Raw genomic sequence first — 26,400 nt, forward strand, 5'->3', positions numbered from 1 at the left:
CTTTTAGAAGGGTTAGCTTATTAGCCGCCTATGGAATAGGATATCCAGAGCGGCTTTCCCTGCTAAACTAGATTCGTCCCCCTCCCTATAAAAGACCTTCCTGTTCATACAGATACTCATATGGCACATCCAGGAAGATGTATAAATGATCGGAAAGAGGGTGGGAATAAGTACGGATTTGTTCATCCCGCTCAATATCCGTATAAAGATCGGAAAGAATGCCTCTTTTTTCGATATTCATCCGCATGATATTTTCAAAGAAGTATGGACGCCAGCTCCAGTTCTTGTGCCGGCTTTCTTGATAGAGTTTCCATTCTCCATCCTCCATCTTCTCCGCGTTGGACGACAACTGGATCCCTTCATCATTACAAATATACACCCGGAAGGCATAGCGGCTGCATGCCTCTCCGACAGAGATGATCGTGTCATCATAGGCTGCATCGGCAGACACATTGCTCAGCGTCTTTTGGAATATCTCGCTGATCAGATCGGTCAGTTCCATTTGGGCCTTCACTTTCCTTTTCTCAAACGTGACAAAGTGATGGAAATCCTCCTGCATCCGCTCCTGGGCGCAATCTTTCACCACATACGAAGCATCTGCACGCTTCAAATAGCTTCCTTGATAGAACTGCCCGCCGTTCCGCCAAGCGTAATTCAGCTGCTGGAAACTGGAAACATTTTTGAATAAGAGGGTGGAACCAATTTTTCGGGACAACGATGCAAGAGACTGATGCACTTCCCGGTAAAGGTGTGGGACCAGGTCGTCCTTCAAGAAACTTGCATCCACTTTCACTACATTCGGCCGCACCTTTGCCATCCACTCCAGATTGCCACTTCGCTGGCCTACATCATCTACCGCAATCTTCAGGCCGAGAGCCTTCATATAATTGAACATCGCCCGCAGCTCCTCTAGCCGGTTCACAATCAATTCTTCTTTCAACTCCAGATAGATTTTATTGATGTCCAACCCCATATCTATGTAGGATTCCAGCTGGTCCATTAATGTCTCGCCATTATCTCTGGCAAGGAGCTTTGCATCATAGTTGAAAAATAAGTACAACGACTGGTCCGTCTTCATATAGGTCTCGAGCGCTTTCTGCTGAATGGTGGAATTCAACTCCAGCTGAAACTCGTCCGGGATGGAAGGATCTTCGAAAAACCAGTCAAGACTTCGTATATCTCCTTCCTGCATCTGGAAATAGGGCTTCACCTCATAGCCGACGACAAGCTGTGTGTCCGCGCTGATGATAGGTTCGTAATGGGGCACCGCCTTTTCCTGATGCAGCATGATATCCAATGGGTCCAAATCATCCACCTCCGCGATTAACTATTCATCCTGTATTATATCAATTATATCACAGGGTTCACGGAGCGGGACTGTGTTTTGCTGGGAGAGAGAGCAGGCATGTCGGAGAAGAAAAATTCATGGTGCATTTACGGAACGGTACACGAATGGCCGCGCAGTAGAAACATGCTTACCCGCCCTTCATATACCCCTCCACCTCATCAAGTACTCTCTGTAGCTTTTCCGCTTGGTTAGCGTACATGGCCTTTGCCTGGTGGTTCTCTGTCTGGAGGGCATAGCTCTCCAAGTCTGCCTGTATCTTCTTCAAGGATGCCGCCAGCAAGGACCGTTCATTGACAGTCTGCTTTTTCTCCATATCTTTATAAAGGTCTACATACATTTGCCCTTTGGAATCAATTTGTGCGATAAATACGTCCTTCAGTTCCTGTGCTCCCTGTTTCTGGATTTCTCCCAGCAGCCAAGAGGTGGAGTACCCAAGCTTTAATAGACTTTTATTCAGTACCCGGCCATCCATGATGACGATCGTCGGACCATGTTCACTTTCGACCGGAATTCCTAAAGTGCTAGGCGTAATCGGCTGTTTTTCTGTCTTTTTCATAATGCTTATTTCCCCATTGGTTTCAAGCATAGCCATTTCTATATCGGAAATCTTAAAAATCCCCTTCTCCCGAAGCTGCAGCATCAACTCATCGATTGTCATTCTATTTTTCCTCATATTTTTATCCAGAACTTTCCCTTGTTCAATGACAACAGTCGGTTTGCCATCAGTCAATTGGGAAAATGTCCGATTCTTCATCCCGAAATAGGCGAGGATGATGGGGAAGAGTCCCCAGATGACAAGGGCGCCTATTCCATTGGAAATTTTTACGTTCTGGTCGACGGACATGGTGGCTGCAATAGAACCGATGGTAATGCCGACGACATAATCGAAGAATGTCAGTTGGGCAATCTGTTTCTTGCCCATCAATCGTGCCATCAGCAACAATACAAGGAAGGACCAGATAGAGCGGATCAGAATCAGTATGATTTCAGGCATAGGAATTTCCCCCCAACATAATGGAAGCTTTTTATATTATTGGGCAATATAGGAATAACCATGCAAATGAACGGAGGAGAGAGTATGGCAGGGAAGCGGATACTGGCTATTGCCTGGATTCTGATCCTGCTTTCTGGATGCGCAGGAATCCTGGGCGGAGAGGTTTTCTTTGATCAAGTGGAGACCATGGAAAGCTCCCTGGATGACGGTGAATGGGAGGAATTACGAGGGCAGGCTGAAGAGCTCAAGAAGCTGTATAAAAAACACCGCTGGAAAATCCAGCTGATCGGGGATGAAGGGGAATATGAAGGGTTATATGAAGCCATCAGCAAATTGATTGCTGCAGCAAAAGAAGAAGATACAACGGAAACAAGGGTCGAGCTGGCCAATGTTCACCGATTGCTGGAGGATATATATTCATTGTAAGGGAGGGCCTAATGTAGTATACGCCAGGCCCTCCCATGTATATGCTATCTATATTCCTGTTCTGACAGGCTGTCCCAGAAAGAAATATCCTGATCTTCAATCGAACCGTTTGAAATGGCCTCGGCAGTTGCATGCAGGGTGTTGACGGTTTGTTTGATCAAATAACCGTTGCTTTTCTGGCCAAGGACATAGCGGTCATTCGTATGATCCATCATTCCGCGCATTTCAAACAACAAGGTAGAAATGCCATATTCAACGGCAATACCGTTACGGCTGATCGTCTCTGCTGAACCTCCGACATATTTGCCCAAGTGGCCCCAGCCCGTACGGTCGATTTCTTCAAATACCACAGCTCCCAGTTGTTTGGACTTCTCCACCACTTCCGGATCGGCATTCGGTGTGGTAGGGTACAGGATGGATCCGGATACCAGTTCACCATCCCGCTCTCTTTGAGCCCCCTGGTGGTGCAAGTCGATCATATAATCGATATCGTATTGTTGCATGACATTCTCATGGAGTGCTTTTGTTTCCGGCTGGATTTTATCCACATGGTCCCGGTTCAAGTCGACTCCTTCTGCATTATAGCGGGTCAGGTTATACTCACCGTCCCCTACATAGTCTTCCAAAGAGAAGTTTACATCCCCCACTGCACCGTCCACATTGAGACGGGGCACAATCAGGATATTGACGTTATCGAGAATGCCTTTCGTCTTTCCGGTGCCCAGGTGCTTGATGAATTCCAGAGCACCCTCCGTCGTCAATGATTCATTCCCATGCTGCTGGGTGAGATAGAGGATGGTCGGATTATCTGGGTCAGAAATATACTTGACCAGATGGATGTCCCTATCTTTGACCGATTGGCCGATTACTTCCAGTTCCATCTGTTCCTGTTTGGCATCTTGAGTCTCCAGGAAGCTCACCAGTTCTTCATGGTCATGCAGAATCGAGGTGTTGATTGTTTCGTTGCCATTATAGTTGGGTCCTTCTCCAGCGGCACTTACACCCATGGAACCAGCGGTGATCCCACCGAATACCAATGTACCAGCGACTGTGTACGTAAGCAGTTTTCTCTTCATCAATAATATACCTCCCCTATTTTTTAAAGCGCTTACTACAATCATTCGGTGGCCGAAATACTTATCCCTTCATAATTCTGGAAAATGAGGTAATATACTCACCCATGTCTTATTTAGAAGGAGGATGGATGCAGGAAGGAAGTAGGGGGGGGGATGATTGTAAAAAGCCAATAAAAAAGGCGAGGGTTGACCCTCACCATTTCAATGCTTTGCCTGGATGTGTGCCCTTATACCCTTTTCCAAATATCTCCTGGACCTTATGGAGAGTCACATAGGAATTTTCATCGATGCTTTCAATCAGCTTCTTGAGCTGGACAATCTCCCGCTTGTTTATGACCACATATAACACATCCTTTTCCGCCCCGGTATATCCTCCATGGGCCTCAAGCACGGTTACACCACGGGAGAGCTTGTCGGTGATGCTTTTTCGTATATCGTCATGCTTCTCGGACATGATCATGACCGCGCTCCGTTCCTCGGCACCTTCCAATAGGGCATCAATCACCTTGGCGCCGACATAGACAGATATCAACGTGTACATGGCACGTTCCCGACCGATAATGAACGCCGACATGGCAATGACGGCAATATCGATGAACAGCATGGCATTGCCGACCGTCCAGCCAAAGAACCGATTGAACAGACGTGCAAGGATCGTCGTACCACCGGAAGTCCCGCCGGCACGGAAGATGAGACCGAGGCCGATTCCTACCGCCAGACCCGCGAACAGGGCGGCAAGAAGCTTATCTTCCAGCAGTTCACCCCATCCTACGGTGATATGCAGAAATACGGAGGAGAGGACGATGGACAAAATCGTATAGATGGTGGTCCGTTTGGTGAAAAAACGATACCCGAATAATAAAAGAGTAGCATTCAAGACGAAGTTGACCACGCCGGGCGACCAACCGAACAAATAGTAGGTGACAATGGTGATACCAATAATCCCGCCTTCAGAAAGCTGATTGGGGATGACGAAGTAATTGACTCCACAGGCAAAAATGAATGAACCGATAATAATAAGGATGATATCTCTTACATGATGATACACAGTCATTCCCCCATTCTATTTGTGAATTCCATACAACAGTCTATCTCACTTCAGGCAAAATGGGAACCATACAAGTGGAGGGAAGACGGATATAGCAGGGGAGCAGCGGGTATATGTACATAAGAAAAAATAAGGATAGGAGGAATGCAGGTATGGCAGAGGTGAAGACGGTACAGTTTGAAAGTGATGGTAGGATCCCGAATAACCCGGTGCTTCCCGTACTAATTTGCCCGAATGCCTTCAAGGACCATCCTGACCAGCTGGAGGATGCCTTCCATCGACATGGGTGGACAGGCAGCTGGATAGGCGATGTATTCGATTATCATCACTATCACACTAATACCCATGAAGTTGTCGGTGTGGTGTCAGGCCATGCAGACATACAGCTTGGCGGTGAGCAGGGAGAAACCTACCGTGTAAAGGAGGGAGATGTGGTTGTTCTGCCAGCAGGCACCGGACATAAAAAACTCGGAGGAAGTGGTGACTTTCAAGTATGCGGCGCCTATCCGGAAGGCCGCAGTCCGAACCTGAAAACAGGAGACCCCGCCGAGCATGACAAAGATTTGGAGGAAATCCGTTCGATCAAACAGCCAGTTCCTCTGCGTGACCCGGTATATGGGAATACAGGCCCCTTAGTGGAGGAGTGGAAATAGACCAAATTGTTGGAAAAAACTCGTCAGGATATATGTCCTGGCGGTTTTTTGGAGAGAAAGCAATGACGGGTTACCAACGAGGGTATGTAAGTCCCTATGCCAATTTCTACCACAAGAAGAGGGGCTTACCAGCTCAGAAACGGCTTGCTTCCAGGCATGATTGCAAATGTCTGGCGATTCACCCTTTTATTAAATGATTGAAATAGAGAAACTGTATACAATTATCTAAAAAAAACGTAGACAATTGTCGAATGCGGTGATATATTGAATATTATTCTTTCAAAATGACTGAGTCTTTAGAACTAGGGGGTAGGAACAATGATAAGTAATCCGCTTGTGGCAACAACATTGATCTTTGCTTTGATTGCCCTTGGTGAGTATATTTCCATCATCACGCGTGCACGGGTACCGATGCTTCTGACAGCGATGGTGGGATATCTGATTTGTGTATGGACGGGAATTTTCCCTACAGATATATTGGAAGTTTCGACATTCGCGGCGGTGGGAGCGCTGTTGATCGGCCCGGCTATTCTGCATATGGGGACGATGATTCCACTGTCTCTCTTGAAAAGCCAATTCAAGGCAGTACTGATTGCGCTAGGCGGGATTGTAATCGGTGGTGGAATTGTACTGATTGTAGTTTCCTTGGTTTTTGATTATCCAACAGCAGTAGCCGGTGTAGGACCGCTGAGTGGCGGAGTTGTCGCCTTGCTTGTCACATCTGAACGTTTGACCGAAATCGGATTATCCAGTCTGGTAGTCATTCCTGCATTGGTTGTCGCCTTTCAAGGATTGCTGGGAATGCCGATGGCGCTGAACTTTATGCGGCGTTATGCTCATAAACTTCAGAAAGATATGGACAACGGCAGCTTTGTTTCAATCACCGACAACGCTACGGAAGAAGTGGCTGCAACCAGCGAGCCCGAACCGGCTGGCCCGATCCGTTCCAGTGCGACGATGAAACTCTTCTTCGTGTTCGTTGGTGCTTCGGTCGGTATCATGCTTGGTGAAGTGACACCGATTCATTACACGCTTTGGTGTCTGGCAATTGGTATTGCCGGCTTGCAACTGGGCGTATTCGAAGCAAGGACACTGGAAAAGGCGAATTCTTTCACCCTCACAATGGTTGGTATCATTTTCGTCGTAATCGGAACCATGGCAGATGTTACGCCGATGGATGTATGGAATAATCTGCCGAGCATTCTGGTGATTCTGCTGCTCGGTACATTCGGCATTGCGCTTGGCGGGTTCGTCATGTCCAAGCTGGTCAAATGGCATCCATACAAAGGAATGCCGGTTGCACTGACAGCCCTGTTCGGCTTCCCGGGAGATTACATCCTTTGCGAGGAAGTGAGCAGAAGTGTCGCCAGAGATAAGAAAGAAGAGAAAATCATCTTTGATGAGCTGATGACTCCGATGTTGATCGGCGGGTTTACCACGGTGACCATCGCCTCGGTAGTGGTAGCCGGAATTCTGGTACAAACATTATAGGAGGTAGATAGCATGAGTAAAAAAATAATCAAAAACGGACAGTTGATAGATGGAAACGGCGGTGAACCAAAGCAAGGCCAGGTTGTCGTGACAGATGGTGAAAAAATTTTCTATGTCGGAGCGGAAAGCGGGTATGCCGCGAACGGCGACGAAGCAGTCATCGATGCACAGGGAGGAACCATCATGCCTGGACTTATTGATTCCCATGTGCATATGATGATGGAATTTTCCCCGATTGCCAAGCGCCTGGAAACTCCATTTTCCTTCATGTATTACCAAGCAGCTAAATATCTGGAAACAACGTTGAAGGCGGGAATCACTTCAGTACGTGATGCACTGGGAACAGATCTGGGTGTAAAAAAAGCGGTAGATGAGGGGTTGATTTCCGGTCCTAGACTGCAATTGAGCATTAATGCCTTGACCATCACCGGCGGCCATGGTGACGGCTATACCGTCTCCGGAAATTCCATTGATCTGCTTCCAAACGATTATCCAGGCATGCCTAATGGACGTTGTGACGGTGTGGCGGAAGTCCGCAAAAAGACAAGGGAAATGCTGCGTGCCGGTGCCGAGGTCATCAAAGTCCACGCAACCGGTGGAGTCCTCAGCGCGACCGACCATCCAGAGTTCACCCAATTCTCCGAGGAAGAACTGCGGACAATTGTCGAGGAAGGGCGCTTCCGCAAAGGCGTGAAGGTCATGGCCCATGCACAGGGAGCAGAAGGCATCAAGAATGCCGTCCGTGCGGGCATCCATTCCATCGAACATGGAATCTTCATTGATGACGAGGCAATTGAACTCATGCTTGAGAATGGCACCTATCTTGTACCGACACTGCTTGCACCTGTAGCGGTTCTGGAAACGGCAGAAGAAACCGGAATGCCGGAAGCCTCGGTCCAGCAGTCCAGGGAAGTCATCGAACAGCATAAGGAAAGCTTTGCAAAGGCTTATAAAGCAGGTGTCAAAATTGCCATGGGAACCGATGCAGGTGTCATGAAGCATGGCACCAACCTGCGGGAGCTCGGCCTGATGGCAGAAGGCGGTATGACCCCATTGGAAACTATTACGGCTTCCACCAAGACAGCAGCAGAGTGCCTTGGTTGGGAAGATCAGGTCGGGACACTTGAAGAAGGAAAACTGGCTGACATTATCATTGCGAAGGGCAACCCATTGGATGATATTCATTCCCTTTCCGACAACGATAGCATCCAGGTAGTTGTCAAAAATGGAAAGATTGAAAAGAACACACTGGCATAATTGCCCAGCTTCAACGTGATCCATTTCCATCATAGAATCGGAAAAAGCTTAGAATTCATTCTAAGCTTTTTTCATTGCTGTTGCTTGCCAAGCAGGATAATCATGAAGGTAAAAATCTTCTTGGATTACCGGCCGGCTGTAGAACGTAGAGGGGAGTATGTCAAAGGGGAGAGGCAGCATTCCATATCCTGCGGCAGTTTGACACATTTTGGAAACCTCTCTATCATTAATATAATAGTAGAAAGAGGGGTTCATTCGATGAAGGAGCGGATCAGGGAAAAACTATATATCTTTTATTTTACTGTTTTAGGCTTACATATGATCAATGTGTTTCTGGACATCCACTGGCTGCAGTATATGGTAGGAATTCTGGCCATCCCGATGCTTGGAATTTCTTTTATTTGGGCAAGCAAACTTTTCCGGATTCTCGGTGGGACATTCATCATTACCGGTCTGGTCATGTACACGATGGCCGGACTGCCGCCTGCCGAGCTGCCACTGTATCTGACCTCCAACCTGCAGATGCTGGCTTTTCTCTCCGTATTGCCGTGGATCAACAGTGTTGTCAAAGCCGGGGGCTATGATCAGCAGATTAAAGGTCTGATGGAGGGGAATGTCAGTAACCTCGGGAGTCTTTATATGCGCAGTCAGCTGACTACCTACATACTGATGACTTTTCTCAACCTGTCGGCCATCAATCTGACTCAGCAGCTGCTGATGGAGAATTTGAAGAAAATGGATAGGGTAGTACGCAATGCGATTATCAATAAAACCACGATCCGAGCGTTTGCCCTGGCACTCATTTGGAGTCCTATGGAAATTATCGTCGCCCTTGCGATTGAGGGAACGGGTGTCAGCTATCTCACGTATCTGCCGTGGCTATTGCTGATCTCCTTTCTCGCGCTTGGGGTGGATATGTTATTCGGCTGGAAAAACTTCCGCACGACACCTTACATAGAAAGTGATTCGGGAGGATCTGAACTTCAAATAGGGAAAGTTATCAAGGAAATAATGAAGCTGATGTTTGCCTTGGTGTTGTTCCTGGCGGTGATTTTGCTGGTGAATCACTATTTCGGCTTGAATTTCATTCTGACCGTCACCCTGGTCATACCGGTTTTCTCGGCGGTTTGGGCCTTGTTGATCAAGAAATGGAAAAAATACCGGCAAACCGGTTGGCCGGCCTGGAAGCAGCAGACCAACCACATGCAGAACTTTATTATTCTGTTTATATCACTCTCTCTGTTCTCCGGGGCATTAAATCAGACGGATATTGTCGGTGTTATACAAGGGCCGTTCCTGGCGATGGAAGAATACCCTGCAGTTGTGCTGTTCCTGATTTTGATCACGTATTTCATATTGGCGATGATCGGGATTCATCCGGTAGGTACGATCGCCATCTTGCTTGAAGTACTGAATCCGCTGTTCAATGTGTTTAACCCCGTCGCTATCGGACTCGTACTCATCGTTGCTGCTATGGCAACGGCCGCTGCAGGCACCTATGGGATAACGGTGACAATGACATCCATCAACACACAACAGAATCCATACAAGATCACGCTAGCTAATCTGGCCTTCACCTTCGTGTACGGTGCTATCGGAATTGGTGTAGCACTATTTCTTATCTAAACGTAAGAGCCCCGTCTGTACAGGCGGGGTTTTCCTTTAACTAGGAGGATTGAACTTTCTTGGGGGTAGGGGTTATCGATGAGCAATCCATCATGTTAAAATATTGTGTATATTCAGATGAGCAGCATGGTAGCGGAGGTGGGTCAGGTGAAACGGGAAAAAACCAACAGATTGTATACGGTGGGAGCATGTTTGGGTATCACAGGAATTCTACTGATTGTGTTCAGTATCGACTTGGGAACTGCATTTGCAGAAAGTTGGCTGATTGCACAGGGCGGCTCGGTGGAGACATCCGCATTTGACCGGAGAGAGCAGAGCTATACCACCAACTTTCTAGTCATGGGCAGCATTTTGTTCGGACTGGGATTAGCTACTATTATACTCGGGTTGTATAAAATGCTTGATCATGAGGAATGAAAACAATCATAAGGGTGGAAGTGTCTCTCCTTGAAAAAGGGGAGGCTTTTTTTGTTTGCATGCATAGCTTTCCATATTTTCAACTACAGGAATGATTTCCCCCTCACCGGGTCCTCACGCATTATTACATATTTTGCTTGAGGTGAGCCACAGGTACTATTTCCCTGCTATAGAACATAGGATGATAACAATCTATTCCTTTACATTTTTTGGTATGGACATGCACCAATCAGAAAAAAGGGGGTTTTAGTAAGTGGACTTTTTATCTGTAATACCGCCGATTGTTGCTGTGGTACTGGCCATTTTAACGAAACGTGTATTGTTTTCATTGTTTATCAGTATTTGGGTGGGAGGCTTGATCGCAGCTGGAGGGAATCCTTTCGCTGCTGTCGGGTTGACGTTCACCTGGATGAAGGATGTCATGGTAGATCCATGGAATGCCCGCTTTCTGGTCATGACAGCCTTGCTTGGTACCGGGGCCGCTTTCATGTTCAAGACGGGCGGTTCGGAAGGATTGATCAAGGTACTGCAGAAACGGTTGACGACGAAAAAACGGGTCCTTTTCCTTCCATACTTTTTGGGTCTGTTGATTTTCTTCAATGATTATGTCAATTCGGTCATCATCGGGAATGCCACCAAGGACATTGCCGCCAAGTACAGAGTGTCCAGAGAGAAGCTTGCCTATGTAATCGACTCCACTGCATCACCAATTGCTACGATTGGCCCTGTTTCCGACTGGATCGGTTTTCAAGTTTCCTTGGTCGCAGCTGCGTTTGCAAGCATGAGCCTGGTCGGGGTCGAGCCTTACTTTGCATTTTTGCAGTCGATCCCATGGAATTTCTATGCCATCCTATGTCTCCTTGCGGTACCGATGATCATCGCTGGCAAGGATTTCGGACCGATGGCAAAAGCGGAGCATCGGGCTCATACCACGGGAAAGCTTATTCCGGACGGGTCTACGCCATTGTCCTCGGTTGATCAAGATTTAGGAGAACCGCACAAGAGAGAAGGCAGTGTCTGGAACTTCATCCTGCCTTTAGTTGCGCTCATCTCTGTAAGTATCTGGGGACTGTGGTTCTCCGGTGGAGGAGCAGAAGGAAAATCCATGATGAATGCTCTTGCAGATACGGATGTTTCTGTTGCCCTCACATGGGGTGCGTTTGCGATGACCACGGTGGGCATTATTATGGCAGTCGTTCAGGGAATGAGCTTGAGGGCCTGTGAAGATACCCTTCTTGGCGGTATACGCACCATGCTGCCAGCACTGATCATCATTGTCCTGGCCTGGTCGATTGGAACGGTTACTTCGGAGCTTGGCACTGCGGAATTCGTCGTGGAAGCCACGCAGGGCTGGATGACCGCAGCGCTTCTACCATTCTTGGTGTTTGTTATCGCCATGTTCATTTCGTTTGCCACCGGTACATCTTGGGGAACCATGTCCATTTTGACACCAATCGCTGTTCCGCTCGGTTATACAATGGGCGGAGAAGAAGTGATCCCGATTGTGATCGGTGCTATATTTGCTGGTGCGATTTTTGGTGATCACGTTTCCCCGATTTCCGATACGACGGTCATGGCATCCATCTTCTCGGAATCCGATCACATTGCCCATGTGAATACCCAGATCCCTTATGCCATGGTTCCTGCTGGGATTGCCGGTGTTCTGTACTTGTTATATACGGTAATAGGTAGCAGCATCGTGTTGCTGATTGCCGGAATCATTATCCAATATTTCGTGCTCAGGTATCTTGGCAACCGGCATGAACGGCGGTATGGGAAAGTAGGGTAGAATTATAGCGAGAAATTTCAGTTCGAAACAGCAGAAGCAAAATACAATATTGCCATGCTGTGTGGTAAGCAATGAGTGTGCTTAACTCACCGCTGCGGAAAATTCCACTACGCTTTCCGCGGGTGACCCGTGAGCTTCCTCGAACTAATGTTCTGTGGGGTCTCACTTTGGCCACTGTTCCCGTAGGAGTCTCCGTGTATTTCCTTCGCTAGTAGGGGATCTTTATGCATCATATGGAATAAGTAGGGATTCTCACAAAGTTTATCTTTAGTGAGAAAGCTTCACTACGCATTGCGTTGCTTCTATGAGCCACTTTCATCCGGAAACCAGAAAACTATCTCTAGCGGAGACAAAATACGTAGACTCCTGTGGGAACAGCACGAGTCCGAAGGCCCCGGAAGAAGTGCTTTTCTTCTGAGGAGACTGGGCCCACAGAAAGCGAAGTATTTTGTCGCAGCGGTGACAGCCCTCATCGTTTCTATGAGTGGAAGAGAAGCAAGTGAGGTCTGCCGACACGGTTGGATAAAGGGTAAGCGTAAACTAGACAAATTCCACTCATTTCCCGGGAAATAAATCAGATAATGACAAAAGAAACGGTAGCTCTGCGAAATCCATCGAGAGCTACCGTTTCTCCTATTTAGGGTGCCGGCACATGCCAGGGATCAAAAAGATATCGATAAAGAGCCAAATCCACAGGAATCCCAATGGAATCCATCCAATCAATATGGCAGTTGTCGCCCAGCCACTGATCCCCAGCAACAATTGCAAAATACCAGTGCCAACCCTTCCCGTATAGAAACGGTGAATACCAATTTGACCCAGGAAAAACCATAAGATATAGGTAATAGCTAAACTTTTCTGATAGATAAACTGTCACCTCCTGCTTCTATATATATAACCGGAAAAAGGAATGGTGAATCTACGGATCATATCTATTTGTCCCTGTTCGTGGAGATTTTCAGGGAATGAAAGCATCCCAATCCTTGACCAAGCCAGACAAATCACATAAAGTAGAAAATAAATGAAAAAATGAAGAGGGAAGAGCTATGACTAGTTATGCAACAGAAACATTACAGAATTACCAACAGAAAAACGCTGACCGAGCGAGGTTCTTAATTAACTGTCCGGATCGCCCAGGCATTGTTGCAGCGGTGTCACAATTTCTACAGGGACATGGCGCGAATATTGTAGAATCCGATCAGTATACGATGGATCCAATGGGTGGAGAATTTTTTATCCGCATCGAATTCGAATGTCCGAATCTGAAAGAGATAGCAGATAAATTGGAAGCAGATTTCCAGCCGATCGCGGAAGAGTTCCAAATGGACTGGAAGATTATGTATGTGAGCGACATCAAAAATATGGCCATTTTTGTCTCCAAGGAACCTCACGCCCTACTGGAACTTCTGTGGGAATGGCAGTCTGGTGATTTGATGGCAAACATCAGTCTGGTAATCAGCAACCATGAAGATGCACGGGAAATGGTAGAGTCGCTTGGTATACCTTTCTATTACATACCTGCGAACAAAGACATCCGGAAGCAAGTGGAAGAGAAGCAGAAGGAGCTGTTGGCTGCACACGAAATTGATGTCATCGTATTGGCACGTTATATGCAGATCTTGACCCCGGATTTCGTGCAGAGCTTTGAAAACCGCATCATCAATATCCATCACTCCTTCCTGCCTGCCTTCGTAGGAGCGAAACCTTATGAACGTGCCTATCAGCGTGGGGTGAAAATGATTGGTGCCACCTCCCATTATGTAACCAATGATCTCGATGAAGGCCCGATCATTGAACAGGATATTGGAAGGGTCGACCATCATGACGATGTCGAGGACATGAAGAAAATCGGCCAAAAGATCGAGCGGAGCGTTCTGGCTCGTGCAGTGAAATGGCACTTGGATGACCGGATCATCGTACACGGTAATAAAACCATTGTATTCTAAGTGAATGATAGACTATCTAATATACTTTCTATTACAGGGATACGAGTCAGCATTGATTTCGTATCCCTGTTTTAATAAGGGAAAAAGGAGGAAGAAACCGATGTATCTTAGGCTTTCACAGGAACAAAAAGAGAGAATCATCCGTGACATAAAAGACTACTTTTTTGAAGAGCATGCAGAGGAAATCGGTGAACTTGCAGCAGGTAATTTTCTAGACTTTATGGTGAAAGAAATTGGTCCTTATTTATACAATGAGGGAATCCATGATGCTAGAGACATGCTTGAACAGAAGTTGATGAATTTGGATGAGGATGTCCAATCATTGGAAAAGCCCGTTCATCATAACAGGGATTGAAAAAAACTATATAACTTGTAAATATGACATTCAATAGGGTCCACAGACCACATAGGGCCTGTGGTTCTGTTTATTTTTTCGGATCTTTCGCCGACTCATCGTCGATCATCTCTGTGGCTGCTTGCTTGAACGAGGAGAGGGTTTCGCCGAATGCTCTGCCAATCTCCGGGAGTTTCTTCGGTCCAAAAATGATGAGAGAGATGAGCAGGATGAGAATGAAACCAGGTATTCCTATATTGGATAGTCCCATGGCACTGGCTCCTTTATATCGTGATGCAAAGACATAATTTGCTGTGATTATAGTATAACCGGATGATCTCCGTCCATACCTTTCAACTTAGATATCGTTGCCTATAGGAATACCATAGGTCCATGACGGATGATCCTATTTATCAAGGATCAGGATTGTTCCTTTTTTGGTTCTTGTTTGTCCGTATCATCTTCCACTAGGTCAACTGCTGCCTTTTTAAAGGAGTAGAGCGTTTCACCAACCGCTCTGCCGATTTCCGGCAGCTTTTTTGGTCCGAAGATGATCAAGGCGATAACTAAAATAAGAATCAGGCCAGGTACCCCTATGTTGGAAAGTCCCATGTTCATCCTCCTTCCTGTATATTCTTTGAAATCAACTATTCCTTTGTTTTCTTTTACCCCGAATGTTTTGTTTTTAACCAAAAGAGTTATATATAACAAGAAAGAGATAAAGGTTCCGGTTGATTAGTTAAAAATCTGAAGATAAGGATGATGAGGCTACCATGAATATTCTAATATGCAGTACAGGAAGCAGAGTGAAATTTGTTCAATACTTGAAAAAAGCACTCGTAAATGAAGGTGGCGGAAAAGTGATTGCTGCCGACTGGGATAAATATTCTCCATCCCTCTATGCAGCGGATGAGGGGGAAGTGATCCCACGTGTGGATGAAGAAGGATATATCGAAGCAATCGCAGATCTATGCCGCAAGCATGAGATTGCTGGCATTGTGCCAGTGCTTGATGAGGAAGTGCCGATGCTTGCCGAGCATAAGGATACGTTTGACGAACTGGGGGTGGCTCTGGTACTCTCCAACCGTGATATGGTAGAAATATGCTGTGACAAGCTGAAAACCTATGAATATGTGAAAGAACGCAGCTTACCTGGTGTGCCGACATATAACCTGCTCTCCGAAGCACAAGCCGGTCTGGAGAGAGGGGAGTTGGACTTTCCGCTGGTGGTAAAACCGGAAGATGGAAAAGCAAGTCAAGGTGTCCAGGTCGTTGAAACGGAATCGGAGTTGGAAGAGGCTGTGGCAAATGACGGAGAGTATATCATCCAGCCGCATCTAAAAGACCGCGAATATGGTGTAGATGTATATATCGATATGAACAGCGGAGAATTGGTGGACTTGTTCGTAAAAGAAAAGTTCGAGATGAGCGGCGGAGCCACCAGCAAATCAATTTCCGTAAGAAATGATGAATTGGAAGGACTTGTTCGTGACTTCATCTCACAAGCAGATTTTGCCGGGCCAATCGATATTGATTGCTTTGAATACAATGGGAAGTTCTATCTTTCCGAAGTCAACCCGCGTTTCGGTGCAGGATATGTCCATGCCTATGAAGCAGGATGTGATTTCATGACATATATTGTGCGCAATCTGAAAGAAGAAACGAATCCATCCTACCAGGGAAGCAGCTATGAAGATGGCATAGCCATGATGAAATATACCGACGTAATGCTTCGCAGAATCGAATAGTCTATTGGCAAAGGAGGCAAATGTTTGAGGGACATTTATCATGCAATAAAACAGGACGAGGATATGATGGTGGATTACTTGAAAGAAATCATCGAGAAGGAATCTCCATCCCTCGATAAAGAACTGGTCGACCAGGTTGCCGATTGGGTGGCGAGAACCTTTGAGCAGTTAACGGGTGGGCAGAGCACCGTCATTGAGAATGCGCTCTACGGCAACCATGTGAGAGCAGAATGGGGCGAGGGAGAGGAACAGATTCTTGTCCTTGCCCATATGGATACTGTTTGGCCGCGTGATACCATCAAAAAGATGCCGTTTACCATCCAAGACGGAATCGCCTATGGTCCTGGAGTATTTGATATGAAAGGTGGTCTGATTCAAGGACTGTTTGCCGTTAAAGCCCTGAAAGATTTAGGCATCAAGCTGCAAAAAAAGGTGGTCTTCCTGTTCGATGCCGATGAAGAGATTGGTAATCCTTCGTCAAAAAAAATGATTGAAGAGGAAGCGAAAAAAAGTGAGTTAGTGTTTGTGCTTGAGCCAGGAATGTCGGAAAAAGGCAGCTTGAAAACGACCAGGAAAGGCCTGGGTGTCTTCCATATCGAAGTGACCGGCAAGCCGTCCCATGCTGGGATGGATCCAGCGAAAGGGGTAAGTGCTATTGAAGAATTGGCTCATCAGACCCTTTACCTCCACTCCCAGAGCAATCTCAAGACAGGAACCACATTTAATGTGGGGAAAATCGAAGGTGGCAGTGCAAGTAATGTAATTGCAGAAAAGGCGCGTGCCGAAGTGGATTTACGTGTGGAATCGGAGGAAGAAATGAACAGGGCCCTGCCACTCATTCGCCAACTGAAACCGAAACTGGATGGGGTGAAAATTCAGGTGGAAGGCGGCATCAACCGCCCGCCGCTGGAACGTACAGATCAGGTGGCAGACCTGTTTGCAACGGCAAAGCAGCTGGCTGACGAATATCTTGGTTTCGAGTTGACGGAAATGGCCAGCGGTGGGGCAAGTGATGGCAACTATACTGCCCCACATGCACCGACCTTGGATGGCCTCGGACCTGTCGGCGATGGCGCTCATGCCAACCATGAACAGGTCGTGCTGAGCCAGATGCCGGTGCGGAGTGCCTTATTCGCCATGTTGCTTGCTGAATGTGGTGGGAAGAAATCATAGATAAAACCCCGGGGTGACAGGCACACCCCGGGGTTTTATATGGAAGGAATCTTACCACTTATCATCCTCATCACCGGAGTGTGGGATATATTACCTCATACTAAATGGCTACATTGGCGGTGAAAATAAGACTTTCCTACAGTTTACCCTTCTAAATACCCGTGCTAATATTCAGTTACAAAGTAATATTTTGAATAGTTAGTTAATAATTATTACTAACTAACTAGATAAAAAGAAAGGAGGACGGTGTACAGGTTCATTACTTTGTCCAACTAAATAATGAAAGGGGTTCCAGTTGATGAAAAAGGCGTTATATGTATTGCTTTCTGCCTTGTTGGTTGTTTCACTAATTCCTGTTTCCATCACTGCGTCGGACAATGAAAAACACGATGTGGAACTATGGAATGCAGTGAAACCACTCGAGACGACCGTAACCTTCCTGAACACAGGAGCACATCCGGACGATGAGAGAAGCGACCTGCTTGCTTATTTGTCGAGGGGGCTTGGTGTGAAAACGGCAAGTCTGATTGCCAACCGAGGGGAAGGAGGTCAGAATGAGATCGGCAGTGAGCTGGGGAACGGACTGGGAGTCATCCGGTCCAATGAAATGATAGAAGCGTCAGAAATAACGGGAGTGAAGGCCTATCATTTAAGTGAAACCACCTCTGATGCCATCTATGATTTCGGTTTCTCCAAATCGCCGGAAGAGACATTGGATAAATGGGGAGAGGAGGTCACATATGAGCGGTTGATCCGTTTCATTCGAACCTATCAACCAGACATTGTGATGCCGTCTTTCCGTAACGTGGACAGCCAGCATGGCCATCACCGGGCGATCTCCGTACTGAGTGAAAAAGCATTCGAGGATGCTGCCGATCCTACAGTCTTTCCGGAACAGTTGGAAGAAGGGCTGTCCGTATGGCAAACTAAGAAATTCTACCTTCCAGCCGATGGTGACACTGCCACTACCACGGTGGAAGTCAGTGACGGAAAACCGGATCCAGTATATGGCATGACCTACCCGCAGCTCGGGGAGGAATCCAGGTACATGCACAAGAGCCAGGGGATGGGGAATGACATTCCGGCAGAACCGAAAGAATATCAGTTGGAGCTGGTGAAATCAGTTGTAGATGGAGAAGAAGAACAGCTGTTTTCCGGTATCCCATATGATTTCAACGATTGGGCTGATCTCGTACAGGAAAAAGGGTTGAGCAAACAGCTGGAGAAGCTGCAGGCAGAATTGGATCATATCATTGCATCCTATCCGGACAGGGAAGCCATTCTTCCGCTATCCCAACAAGCTCAGAAGACGGTAAAGAAGTTGGCTGATAAAGCAGAGAAGGCAAAGCTAGGGGAAGCTTTGGAAAATGATTTGCTGCATAAACTGGAGCTGAAAGAAGAACAGTTGCAGGAAGTCAGCTTCATATCTTCCAGCCTGACCGTAGAGACATCCATTGACAGCCATGTGCTTACGCAAGGAGAAGAGACGGAAGTCACTATGACGGTCACCAATGAGGGAACTACAAAAATCAAACATGTGGAAGCATCGCTGGTAACACCAGAGAGTTGGCAGCATGAAGGCGTGCAATCGCTGAAACATCTAAAGCCGGGTGAAACGGCTGCTGTCTCCTTTTCCGTGACTGTACCGGAAGATGCAGCATATTACCATCCATATGAAGAAGCGGTTGTACAGGCGAAAGTGGCCTTTAAAGAGAAAGGAGTTATTACGGAGAACATTTCTGAGTTGGACAATACAGTATCCGTATTACCGGAACTGAGTGTCACGACAGACCCGGAGAACCTGGTCATCAACACAGCCGATGTTCAAGAGGAAATCCCTGTGGCAGTCCAAGTGAAAAACTACGATGAGGAAGCAAAAAATGCAGTAGTCTCTCTGAATCTGCCGGATGGGTGGGAAAGTGATCCAGCTGAAAAGGAAGTCACATTTTCGGATCGTTATGAAGAGCAGCGTGTAACATTCCAAGTCTCCCCGCCACAGGATCTACAGGCGGAAGAACTGTCTCTCACTGCCCAGGCAGAAGCTGATGGGGAAGTATATGATACCACGGTACAGGAAATCAAATACGATCATATCAATGATGCCTATCTTCAGTATCCGGCAACAATCGATACGGTCGCATTCGAACTTTTGATGCCGGAAGGATTGAAAGTCGGCTATATTGAAAGTGGCTTTGACAAAGTTGCTGATTACTTGGCCAATGCAGGCATGGACATCACCAAATTATCGGAAGAAGATTTAGCGACTGGGAATCTGTCCCAGTATGATACGATTGTGACTGGCATCCGGGCGTATTTATCCCGTGAAGACCTACGTGAACATAATGACCGTCTCTTGGAGTACACGGAAAATGGCGGCCATTTCGTCGTCCAATACAACAAGCCTTGGGACAACTGGAAAACAGAAGGGACGGCACCATATCCTCTGGAAATCGGCCAGCCATCGATTGAATGGCGGGTGACGGATGAAGATGCGGAAGTGACGATGACACAGCCTGACCATGCGCTATTCAACTTCCCGAACAAAATTACGGACAATGATTGGGATAATTGGGTACAGGAACGTGGTCTTTACTACCCGATGAACTGGGATGAGAACTATGAGACATTCGTTAGCATGGCCGACCCAGGAGAAGAGCCTTTTGACGGGGGCATTTTGCTCACGGAATATGGTGAAGGCACCTACATGTATTCAAATCTGGTATTCTATCGCCAGATCGATAATCAAGTGCCGGGCGGCTACCGGATATTCACCAACATGATCAGCTATGGAGCACAGTAATTGGCATAGAGAAAGCCCTATCCCAAGGTGGGATAGGGCTTTCTGATTTCTGAGACATCATCATTTCATGCCTGTCAGAGTGATTCCTTTGATGATATGGCGCTGCAGCAAGATAAAGACAAGGATCAACGGGATGACGGAGATAGTCGCCCCTGTCATGATCAGATGCCATTGGGATTCTGCTTCCCCGGAAGAGAAGTACGACAGCCCGACAGGAAGTGTGCGCAAGCTTGAAGATTCAATGACAATAAGCGGCCAGAGAAAGGCATTCCAGTTGCTCAGGAAACTGAAGATGGCAAGCGCTGAAATGGCCGGCCATACTTGTGGAATGGCTATCTTGAAGAAGATGGCGAATTCATTCATTCCGTCAATCCGCGCAGCGTTCAGAAGATCCTCCGGGATCTGCTCCATGAACTGCTTCATAAGGAACACGCCGAACCCGGTCATCAATCCAGGGAACAAGATTCCCCAATATGTATCAGTCCAACCGAGCTCTGAACTCATCATATACCATGGGATGATCAACATTTCCGTCGGTACCATCAAGGTACTCAGAATCAGTATGAACAGGATATTACGACCAATAAACGAAAATTTGGCGATGATATAACCGACCAGTGTATCGAAGAAGACGACGCTGAGGGTGGTAATCAAGGCAATGATGATACTATTAATGAACCAGCGGATGAACATGCTTTCTTCAATCACTTGGATATAGTTTTCCAAGGTCGGGTTCTCCGGAATAATATTCAGGTTGAATATATCAACAGGCGCTTTAAGAGAAGTCGATACCATCCAGATGAATGGAAAGAGCATCACGACGGCCCCGATAATAAGCAACAGATATGGAAGTATTTTCCTCGTTTTCATTGTGACCAGCCTCCTTCCTAGTAATCAAATTTCTTGGTCAGTACCTTCATTTGGAAAATGGTCAATGCCATGATGAAAAGGAACAGAATCACGGTGGCCGCGGAAGCAAGTCCCATATCAAATTGACGGAAGGCCAGCTGATAGATGTAGACGACCACAGATACCGTAGAATTTAATGGACCTCCACTGCCATCGACACTCATATTCACCACCTGCGTAAAGGAAACTTGTATGAAGGTGATGGTTCCGATGACGGCTGAAAATACAATCGTCGGGTTGAGCAACGGTACGGTTACATGCCAGAACTTCTGCCAGCCAGTGGCACCGTCAATGTCTGCTGCTTCGTACAGCATTTCCGGGATGTTTTCCAGACCGGCAAGGAACAAGACCATCTGGAAACCGATCGACTGCCAAATCATTGCAGCAGTAATCACATAAATGGCCTGGTCTGGTGATTGCAAGAATGGCTGCGGCGACAGACCGAGATTGATCAGCATGTCATTAATAAAACCGTTCCCCATCAAAATCCATTGGAAGACCCAACTGATGGCAACGATACTGGTAACATACGGAATGAAATAGATGACCCGGAAAAAGCCGACAAACCGGTTGATTTTATGGAGCAGCAGGGCGACAATCACACCGAACAGCAGCTGTCCTGAAACACCAAGGACAATGTAGATCAATGTATTGAAAATGGACCGAATGAATACTTCATCCTGAAACAATGTTGCATAATTATCCAGTCCCACAAAAGGTTGCTCACCGGTAGACAATAGATTCCAATCCCGGAACCCCACGTTGAATGTATATAAAGTCGGCAGAATCCGGATGCCGAGATAGAAAATGATCGGAAGCAGAAGGGAGACATAGATGAATAAGTATTTTTGATATTTATGGTTGTTCTTCAGCTTATGGAAAAATCCGGGTTTCTTCTCCGGCTTTTTATCTTCTTTCCCGGGTGTTGGTTTGAGTTGTTCCATGATGCACCTCCTTTAGTTGATAGGGACCAAAGGCATGATGCCCTTGATCCCCGTCCAAACAGACCTATTTATCGCTCCAGTACTCGTCATAGAGTTCCTGCGTCTTTTCTACCATTTCATTGAAGGCCTCTTCCGTGTCAGCACCTTCCAAAAGAACACGGTTGGCTGCGTCAATGACGATATCCCTTTCCCTTGTTTCATCTACAAAGAAATGAGCGTTCGCATATGGAAGAGATTCAATGAATGGTCCATAGATTTCATCTTCTACATATTTGTCTTGCATGGCGACAGCTTCCTTGGCAGGAAGTTCCCCGGTAGCGTCCAGCCATCTTTCCATAACATCTTCACTTGTCAGAAATTCAAGGAACTTAATAGAAGCATCCAGTTTTTCTCCCTCGACACCAGCAGTGATGCCATTGGTCCAGAAGGAAGCATTGGTGGACTGCTCATCCTTTGCCGGAAGTGGTGCAATTGCATAATTCAAATCAGGTGCATCATTTTGCAACGTACCTACCCGGAAAGAGCCATCAATATTCATAGCGGCTTTTTCGGTGACAAAAGCAGTGACATCATCCGTATAGAAACCTTGTTCGGATGTCCCTAGTTCCGTAGGGAAGCTGAGCCAGTATTCAAAAGCTTCCAGTCCTGCCGGGTCATCTGCCCATACAACGTCACGACGATCCTCACTAAGTACTTGGCCGCCAGCTTGATGTGTCAGCCCGTCTCTTAGCCAGTGGTGTCCCTGCTGGGCAGGTTCCCAGGCAAGACCTGACTGCTCGAGGCGCCCATTTTCCGATTTGGTCAGCTCTACAGCATACTCTTCCAGTTCCCCCCATGTTTCTGGTGGAGAATTAGGATCCAATCCTGCTTCTTCATAGAGGTCCTTATTATAGAACAGAGCCAACGTCCTGACCGCTGTCGGAATCGTCCAGTATTCATCATCCATTTTGGTCGCTTCTACAAGCGGGAAGAATTCATCTTCAATTTCGTCATGCGGGAAAGCATCCTGTGGGAGCGGCTGCAAATAACCGGCATCCACATAAGTAGGAACCCAGCCGTAGAACAAGTTGATCACATCCGGTCCCCTGCCTGCAGGCACCTGTGCGGCGACCTGCTCGTTATATTGGTCATATGGGAAATTGGTCTGTTCTACATTGATTCCCGGGTTATCCGCTTCAAACTCTTCAATCAGTTCATCCATTAGATCCACTTTGGAATCGAAAGCATACTGCCAGTATTCCAGGGTGATTTCATCCCCGGAATCCCTAGAACCGTCTGATCCATCAGAACCTTCCTCCCCGGACGATTCCTCGCCGCTTCCAGAACACGCAGCGAGCATCCCCAGCAGGAATGCGGACAAGAGTGCATAATGCCATTTTCTAAACATATAAAAACCCCCAATAAAAATTATTTTAAAGGACCTAAGTCACTTTAAGACTAAACCTTCAGGACGGAGTCATGCTCCTTAAGAAGCAGGTATCCTGCTCCAATGAGAGAGACATCCTCCACTTCCGTAATTGCAATGGCGGTTTGCACTGGTACATGCCTTTCTATGGTTGATTGTAATATCGGAAGGAAACGGTGCATCGATTTGGAAATCCCGCCGCCAAGTATGATCCTGCCCGGGTTAATGATGGAAATGACGTTGATCAGGGCAAATGCGAGATGGGACAGGGACTCCTCTAGGATTTCCACTGCTTTTTCGTTTCCATCGGCAGCCTGTTGAAAAATCTGCTTGGCGGTGGGTGCTGCTGCCTGTTTCTCCACCATTTTCATTCTGTTGGCAATGGCTGGTCCTCCGACATGGCTGTCTAGAAAGCCATAGCCGGCAAATGTCTGTTCATAATGCTTTTCGGCCATGTTCTTGTCTGTGACCATATAGCCGATTTCTCCTGCAGCATACGTCGCACCACGATACAGCTCTCCATGGATGATGATGCCGCAGCCGATCCCCGTGCCAAGGGTGATCATCAGCATATTATCTTTGTCTGCGCTGGTTCCTTTCCACAGTTCGCCCAAAACAGCTACATTCACATCATTGTCTATGTAGATGGGGAAGGGAAGGAGGCTTTCGAGAGCAGATTTAAGTGGGACGTTTTTCCAGCCGACACTTGGAGCATCGATTACCATCCCCTTGCTGACGTCCGTAATTCCTGGTACGCCGACACCTGCACCGAATACCTGATTCTCTTGCAACCCGCATTGCTGGATCAGCTGTCTGATTGCCTCAGCAATTTTAGGGGTCAGTTTCTCTCCTGTGAAACCCTGGGTAGGGAAGCAGGACTTCTTCTGGACGTTGCCGGCAAGGTCCATCACAGCCATTTCCACAGATGTACCGCCGATATCCACTCCGATGAGATAGGCGGCGTCCTGGATGAAAAAAATCTGGTACGGTTTTCTCCCGCCGGAAGAGCTTGCCTTCAAACTCTCTTTCTCTCTGATCCAGCCTTCCGCAAGCAGTTCATCCACCAGATTGGAAATGGTAGGCTTGCTGATTTCCAAGGACTTGGCAATATCAGCGCGGGAGTGCCCTTGATGACGCTGGATATATTGCAACACTCTCCGCTTATTCAGCTGCTTGATGGAATTGGCATTCACTTGAATGTTATGGATAGATATGATTTCTCACTCCTTCCCCTTCCAACTGACTAAGTTAGTAAACTTTACTTATTAATTAGATAACATAATACTAAGAAAATTTTAATATGTCAACGCTTTCTGAATTGAGTACTGAGTCCCTAGTGCTATTTTATTTATTTTTTGTGAAAATTAGTACTTTACAAATGTAAAGGCTTTTATATACAATGGTTCTAACTTTTGTAATTAGTAAGTAAGATTTACTAACCAATATTCGTCTAAAGGTGCTGATTGGATGCGTAAGCTGAGAGAAGAATTTGAACAGACCGATGGAACGGCTTTTCCTGGCAAAACCTATGTAGAGGAACTCCTCAAACCGGTGTTCGAGGATCAGAGGGAGCATTTGTTTGAAGCGATGTTTCTGATTCACCGGGCACATACTACCATGCTGGCAGAGCAGGGAATTCTGACTCAGGAAGAACGGAATGCCATCCTGGAGGGTGTCGATAAAGTAGAGCAGATGGACCGCAGCGAACTGGTCTATTCAGCCCAGTATGAAGATTTGTTTTTCCTTGTAGAGTCGCGTATCGGTGAGCATGTTGGTGATGAGCTTGCCGGGAAGATGCATATTGCTAAAAGCAGGAATGACATGGGGGAAGCGATGTACCGGATCGTTATCCGTAATTACCTGAAGCAGGCGATGGTCGAAGGGGAAAAACTGAGGGAGGTCATACTCTTCCAGGCGGAGCACCATGTGGAGTCGATCATGCCGGCACACACTCATACACAGCCCGCCCAACCGACGACATTCGGCCACTATTTGACAGCCATTTATGACAACCTTTCAAGGGATATCGATCGATTGAAAAATGCCTATCGAACGGTCAACCAGTCACCAATGGGAGCAGCGGCTATCACAACGACCGGCTTTCCAATCAATCGGGAAAGAATGGTGGAACTCCTTGAATTCGACGGGATGGTTGAAAACTCCTATGATGCGATTGGGGCGGGGGATTACCTGATAGAAGCTGCCCAGGCACTGGTCAGTCTGATGACCAATATGGGCAGATGGCTGCAGGAATTCCTCCGGATGGCCTCCAAGGAAGTCGGATTGATCAAGGTGTCGGATTCCTATGTACAAATCAGCAGCATTATGCCGCAGAAACGGAATCCTGTCTCCATCGAACATTCGCGGGCGATTGCCAGCAGTGCAGCAGCGGAGGGAATGGCCGTCCTGCATATGATTCATAACACCCCATATGGGGATATCAATGATACCGAAGATGATATGCAGCCCCATTTGTATGGTGGCTACCGTAAAGCGATTCGAGTGCTGCGTCTCATGCGTGCGGTGATTCTTACGCTGGACTTCGATAAGGAACGGGCCCAGCAGCAGGCAAGGGAAAATATGATTACCATAACGGAGCTTGCCGACGTCCTGGCAAGGGATTACAGCCTATCATTCCGCAAAGCTCATCATAAGGCGAGCATCATTGCCAAGCAGGCAGATGAAAAAAGAATGGAGCTGTACGAACTGCCGCTATCCCTGGTTAACCAGTGGTTGGATGATATCCAGTTGGCTGAAGAAGACTGGCAGGCTATTATTGATCCGAAAGCTTTCGTACGAAGGAGGAGTATTACCGGCGGACCGAATCCCGATGTCGTCCGGGAAATGATCCATCGCAGAAAGCAGCAGCTAAAAACATCTGTTAGATAGATTGCTAGTACCCCGGTTTTTCAGCCGGGGTTTTTCTATGAGTTCAAGAGGAAAACCGTCCCGGCGTGGAGCATGTGAAATACAGTGCTCTTCAAACCAGTCCCCAGCTATTTACTTTAGTTAGCTA

General features: G+C 47.0%; 24 protein-coding genes. 13 read left to right on the forward strand and 11 right to left on the reverse strand.

The features are described from left to right. Nucleotides 1-85: 85 nt before the first annotated feature. Nucleotides 86-1,306 carry an EAL domain-containing protein gene (locus ACFOGI_RS06140; RefSeq protein WP_390270028.1) on the reverse strand — a complete coding sequence of 407 codons (1,221 nt, stop codon included), beginning with the start codon at nt 1,304-1,306 and terminating at the stop codon, nt 86-88. A 169-nt stretch (nt 1,307-1,475) separates the two neighbouring features. Beyond that, a complete protein-coding gene (locus ACFOGI_RS06145; protein ID WP_390270032.1) occupies nt 1,476-2,342 on the reverse strand; it encodes a DUF421 domain-containing protein in 867 nt (288 codons plus the stop codon). A gap of 84 nt (nt 2,343-2,426) precedes the next feature. Here ACFOGI_RS06145 and ACFOGI_RS06150 point away from each other — a divergent pair, with 84 nt between their 5' ends. After that, nucleotides 2,427-2,768 (forward strand): DUF4363 family protein, encoded by a 342-nt coding sequence (locus ACFOGI_RS06150; RefSeq protein WP_390270035.1) that lies wholly within the window; start codon nt 2,427-2,429, stop codon nt 2,766-2,768. 44 nt (nt 2,769-2,812) lie between these two features. Here the strand turns inward: ACFOGI_RS06150 and ACFOGI_RS06155 are convergent, their stop codons facing one another. After that, entirely contained in the window at nt 2,813-3,844 is a 1,032-nt protein-coding gene (locus tag ACFOGI_RS06155) for a M14 family zinc carboxypeptidase (RefSeq protein ID WP_390270038.1), read from the reverse strand. A gap of 193 nt (nt 3,845-4,037) precedes the next feature. Then, nucleotides 4,038-4,892 (reverse strand): YitT family protein, encoded by an 855-nt coding sequence (locus tag ACFOGI_RS06160; protein WP_390270040.1) that lies wholly within the window; start codon nt 4,890-4,892, stop codon nt 4,038-4,040. Between the two features lie 152 nt (nt 4,893-5,044). On the opposite strand from ACFOGI_RS06160, the gene ACFOGI_RS06165 reads away from it, so the two are divergent. The 6 genes from ACFOGI_RS06165 to ACFOGI_RS06190 all read left to right on the forward strand — a co-directional run bounded on the left by ACFOGI_RS06165 (nt 5,045) and on the right by ACFOGI_RS06190 (nt 12,125). Continuing rightward, on the forward strand, nt 5,045-5,545 hold the full coding sequence (locus ACFOGI_RS06165) for a cupin domain-containing protein (RefSeq protein ID WP_390270043.1): 501 nt from the start codon (nt 5,045-5,047) through the stop codon (nt 5,543-5,545). Between the two features lie 318 nt (nt 5,546-5,863). Further along, nucleotides 5,864-7,036 carry a hypothetical protein gene (locus ACFOGI_RS06170; RefSeq protein ID WP_390270046.1) on the forward strand — a complete coding sequence of 391 codons (1,173 nt, stop codon included), beginning with the start codon at nt 5,864-5,866 and terminating at the stop codon, nt 7,034-7,036. A gap of 12 nt (nt 7,037-7,048) precedes the next feature. Next, complete coding sequence (locus tag ACFOGI_RS06175) at nt 7,049-8,293, forward strand: metal-dependent hydrolase family protein (RefSeq protein ID WP_390270049.1); 1,245 nt, start codon at nt 7,049-7,051, stop codon at nt 8,291-8,293. Between the two features lie 102 nt (nt 8,294-8,395). After that, a complete protein-coding gene (locus ACFOGI_RS06180) occupies nt 8,396-9,919 on the forward strand; it encodes a hypothetical protein (RefSeq protein WP_390270052.1) in 1,524 nt (507 codons plus the stop codon). A gap of 147 nt (nt 9,920-10,066) precedes the next feature. Further along, entirely contained in the window at nt 10,067-10,336 is a 270-nt protein-coding gene (locus ACFOGI_RS06185; protein ID WP_390270054.1) for a hypothetical protein, read from the forward strand. Between the two features lie 253 nt (nt 10,337-10,589). After that, nucleotides 10,590-12,125 (forward strand): Na+/H+ antiporter NhaC family protein, encoded by a 1,536-nt coding sequence (locus ACFOGI_RS06190; RefSeq protein ID WP_390270058.1) that lies wholly within the window; start codon nt 10,590-10,592, stop codon nt 12,123-12,125. 633 nt (nt 12,126-12,758) lie between these two features. On the opposite strand, the gene ACFOGI_RS06195 is transcribed toward ACFOGI_RS06190, so the two are convergent. Continuing rightward, nucleotides 12,759-12,992: a TM2 domain-containing protein gene (locus ACFOGI_RS06195; RefSeq protein WP_390270112.1), complete on the reverse strand. Its 234-nt coding sequence runs from the start codon at nt 12,990-12,992 to the stop codon at nt 12,759-12,761. A 179-nt stretch (nt 12,993-13,171) separates the two neighbouring features. Here ACFOGI_RS06195 and purU point away from each other — a divergent pair, with 179 nt between their 5' ends. Continuing rightward, nucleotides 13,172-14,071: a formyltetrahydrofolate deformylase gene (gene purU / locus ACFOGI_RS06200; protein ID WP_390270061.1), complete on the forward strand. Its 900-nt coding sequence runs from the start codon at nt 13,172-13,174 to the stop codon at nt 14,069-14,071. A 100-nt stretch (nt 14,072-14,171) separates the two neighbouring features. After that, nucleotides 14,172-14,426, forward strand: coding sequence for a DUF2164 domain-containing protein (locus tag ACFOGI_RS06205; protein WP_390270064.1), 255 nt, complete (start codon nt 14,172-14,174; stop codon nt 14,424-14,426). A gap of 70 nt (nt 14,427-14,496) precedes the next feature. On the opposite strand, the gene tatA (ACFOGI_RS06210) is transcribed toward ACFOGI_RS06205, so the two are convergent. Together tatA (ACFOGI_RS06210) and tatA (ACFOGI_RS06215) are read right to left on the reverse strand one after the other, a co-directional pair. Continuing rightward, on the reverse strand, nt 14,497-14,676 hold the full coding sequence (gene tatA, locus ACFOGI_RS06210; RefSeq protein ID WP_390270067.1) for a twin-arginine translocase TatA/TatE family subunit: 180 nt from the start codon (nt 14,674-14,676) through the stop codon (nt 14,497-14,499). Nucleotides 14,677-14,825: 149 nt separating this feature from the next. Then, nucleotides 14,826-15,017, reverse strand: coding sequence for a twin-arginine translocase TatA/TatE family subunit (gene tatA, locus ACFOGI_RS06215; protein WP_390270070.1), 192 nt, complete (start codon nt 15,015-15,017; stop codon nt 14,826-14,828). A 161-nt stretch (nt 15,018-15,178) separates the two neighbouring features. On the opposite strand from tatA (ACFOGI_RS06215), the gene ACFOGI_RS06220 reads away from it, so the two are divergent. The 3 genes from ACFOGI_RS06220 (at nt 15,179) to ACFOGI_RS06230 (ending at nt 20,126) form a co-directional block, all read left to right on the forward strand. Further along, nucleotides 15,179-16,153, forward strand: a complete 975-nt coding sequence (locus ACFOGI_RS06220) for an ATP-grasp domain-containing protein (RefSeq protein WP_390270073.1) — start codon at nt 15,179-15,181, stop codon at nt 16,151-16,153. Nucleotides 16,154-16,177: 24 nt separating this feature from the next. Next, nucleotides 16,178-17,326 carry a M20 family metallopeptidase gene (locus ACFOGI_RS06225; RefSeq protein WP_390270076.1) on the forward strand — a complete coding sequence of 383 codons (1,149 nt, stop codon included), beginning with the start codon at nt 16,178-16,180 and terminating at the stop codon, nt 17,324-17,326. A gap of 298 nt (nt 17,327-17,624) precedes the next feature. Beyond that, complete coding sequence (locus tag ACFOGI_RS06230) at nt 17,625-20,126, forward strand: NEW3 domain-containing protein (RefSeq protein ID WP_390270079.1); 2,502 nt, start codon at nt 17,625-17,627, stop codon at nt 20,124-20,126. Between the two features lie 60 nt (nt 20,127-20,186). On the opposite strand, the gene ACFOGI_RS06235 is transcribed toward ACFOGI_RS06230, so the two are convergent. The 4 genes from ACFOGI_RS06235 to ACFOGI_RS06250 form a co-directional block, all read right to left on the reverse strand. Further along, nucleotides 20,187-20,996, reverse strand: coding sequence for a carbohydrate ABC transporter permease (locus ACFOGI_RS06235; RefSeq protein ID WP_390270082.1), 810 nt, complete (start codon nt 20,994-20,996; stop codon nt 20,187-20,189). A 17-nt stretch (nt 20,997-21,013) separates the two neighbouring features. Beyond that, complete coding sequence (locus tag ACFOGI_RS06240) at nt 21,014-21,979, reverse strand: carbohydrate ABC transporter permease (RefSeq protein ID WP_390270085.1); 966 nt, start codon at nt 21,977-21,979, stop codon at nt 21,014-21,016. 64 nt (nt 21,980-22,043) lie between these two features. Next, entirely contained in the window at nt 22,044-23,366 is a 1,323-nt protein-coding gene (locus ACFOGI_RS06245; RefSeq protein WP_390270088.1) for an extracellular solute-binding protein, read from the reverse strand. 50 nt (nt 23,367-23,416) lie between these two features. Then, nucleotides 23,417-24,577 carry an ROK family transcriptional regulator gene (locus ACFOGI_RS06250; protein ID WP_390270091.1) on the reverse strand — a complete coding sequence of 387 codons (1,161 nt, stop codon included), beginning with the start codon at nt 24,575-24,577 and terminating at the stop codon, nt 23,417-23,419. A 274-nt stretch (nt 24,578-24,851) separates the two neighbouring features. On the opposite strand from ACFOGI_RS06250, the gene argH reads away from it, so the two are divergent. Continuing rightward, nucleotides 24,852-26,273 carry an argininosuccinate lyase gene (gene argH / locus ACFOGI_RS06255; protein ID WP_390270093.1) on the forward strand — a complete coding sequence of 474 codons (1,422 nt, stop codon included), beginning with the start codon at nt 24,852-24,854 and terminating at the stop codon, nt 26,271-26,273. The last annotated feature ends 127 nt before the right edge of the window (nt 26,274-26,400 follow it).

This window comes from Virgibacillus xinjiangensis, from assembly GCF_042643145.1.
Taxonomy (GTDB): Bacteria; Bacillota; Bacilli; order Bacillales; family Amphibacillaceae; genus Virgibacillus_O; species Virgibacillus_O xinjiangensis.

What these genes read in the sequence shown, in the direction of transcription:
- ACFOGI_RS06145 (WP_390270032.1), bottom strand. Translation starts at nt 2,342, where the DNA reads ATGCCTGAAATCATACTGATTCTGATCCGCTCTATCTGGTCCTTCCTT.
- ACFOGI_RS06150 (WP_390270035.1), top strand. Translation starts at nt 2,427, where the DNA reads ATGGCAGGGAAGCGGATACTGGCTATTGCCTGGATTCTGATCCTGCTT.
- ACFOGI_RS06155 (WP_390270038.1), bottom strand. Translation starts at nt 3,844, where the DNA reads ATGAAGAGAAAACTGCTTACGTACACAGTCGCTGGTACATTGGTATTC.
- ACFOGI_RS06165 (WP_390270043.1), top strand. Translation starts at nt 5,045, where the DNA reads ATGGCAGAGGTGAAGACGGTACAGTTTGAAAGTGATGGTAGGATCCCG.
- ACFOGI_RS06170 (WP_390270046.1), top strand. Translation starts at nt 5,864, where the DNA reads ATGATAAGTAATCCGCTTGTGGCAACAACATTGATCTTTGCTTTGATT.
- ACFOGI_RS06175 (WP_390270049.1), top strand. Translation starts at nt 7,049, where the DNA reads ATGAGTAAAAAAATAATCAAAAACGGACAGTTGATAGATGGAAACGGC.
- ACFOGI_RS06180 (WP_390270052.1), top strand. Translation starts at nt 8,396, where the DNA reads ATGAAGGTAAAAATCTTCTTGGATTACCGGCCGGCTGTAGAACGTAGA.
- purU (WP_390270061.1), top strand. Translation starts at nt 13,172, where the DNA reads ATGACTAGTTATGCAACAGAAACATTACAGAATTACCAACAGAAAAAC.
- ACFOGI_RS06205 (WP_390270064.1), top strand. Translation starts at nt 14,172, where the DNA reads ATGTATCTTAGGCTTTCACAGGAACAAAAAGAGAGAATCATCCGTGAC.
- tatA (WP_390270067.1), bottom strand. Translation starts at nt 14,676, where the DNA reads ATGGGACTATCCAATATAGGAATACCTGGTTTCATTCTCATCCTGCTC.
- tatA (WP_390270070.1), bottom strand. Translation starts at nt 15,017, where the DNA reads ATGGGACTTTCCAACATAGGGGTACCTGGCCTGATTCTTATTTTAGTT.
- ACFOGI_RS06220 (WP_390270073.1), top strand. Translation starts at nt 15,179, where the DNA reads ATGAATATTCTAATATGCAGTACAGGAAGCAGAGTGAAATTTGTTCAA.
- ACFOGI_RS06230 (WP_390270079.1), top strand. Translation starts at nt 17,625, where the DNA reads ATGAAAAAGGCGTTATATGTATTGCTTTCTGCCTTGTTGGTTGTTTCA.
- ACFOGI_RS06235 (WP_390270082.1), bottom strand. Translation starts at nt 20,996, where the DNA reads ATGAAAACGAGGAAAATACTTCCATATCTGTTGCTTATTATCGGGGCC.
- ACFOGI_RS06240 (WP_390270085.1), bottom strand. Translation starts at nt 21,979, where the DNA reads ATGGAACAACTCAAACCAACACCCGGGAAAGAAGATAAAAAGCCGGAG.
- ACFOGI_RS06245 (WP_390270088.1), bottom strand. Translation starts at nt 23,366, where the DNA reads ATGTTTAGAAAATGGCATTATGCACTCTTGTCCGCATTCCTGCTGGGG.
- argH (WP_390270093.1), top strand. Translation starts at nt 24,852, where the DNA reads ATGCGTAAGCTGAGAGAAGAATTTGAACAGACCGATGGAACGGCTTTT.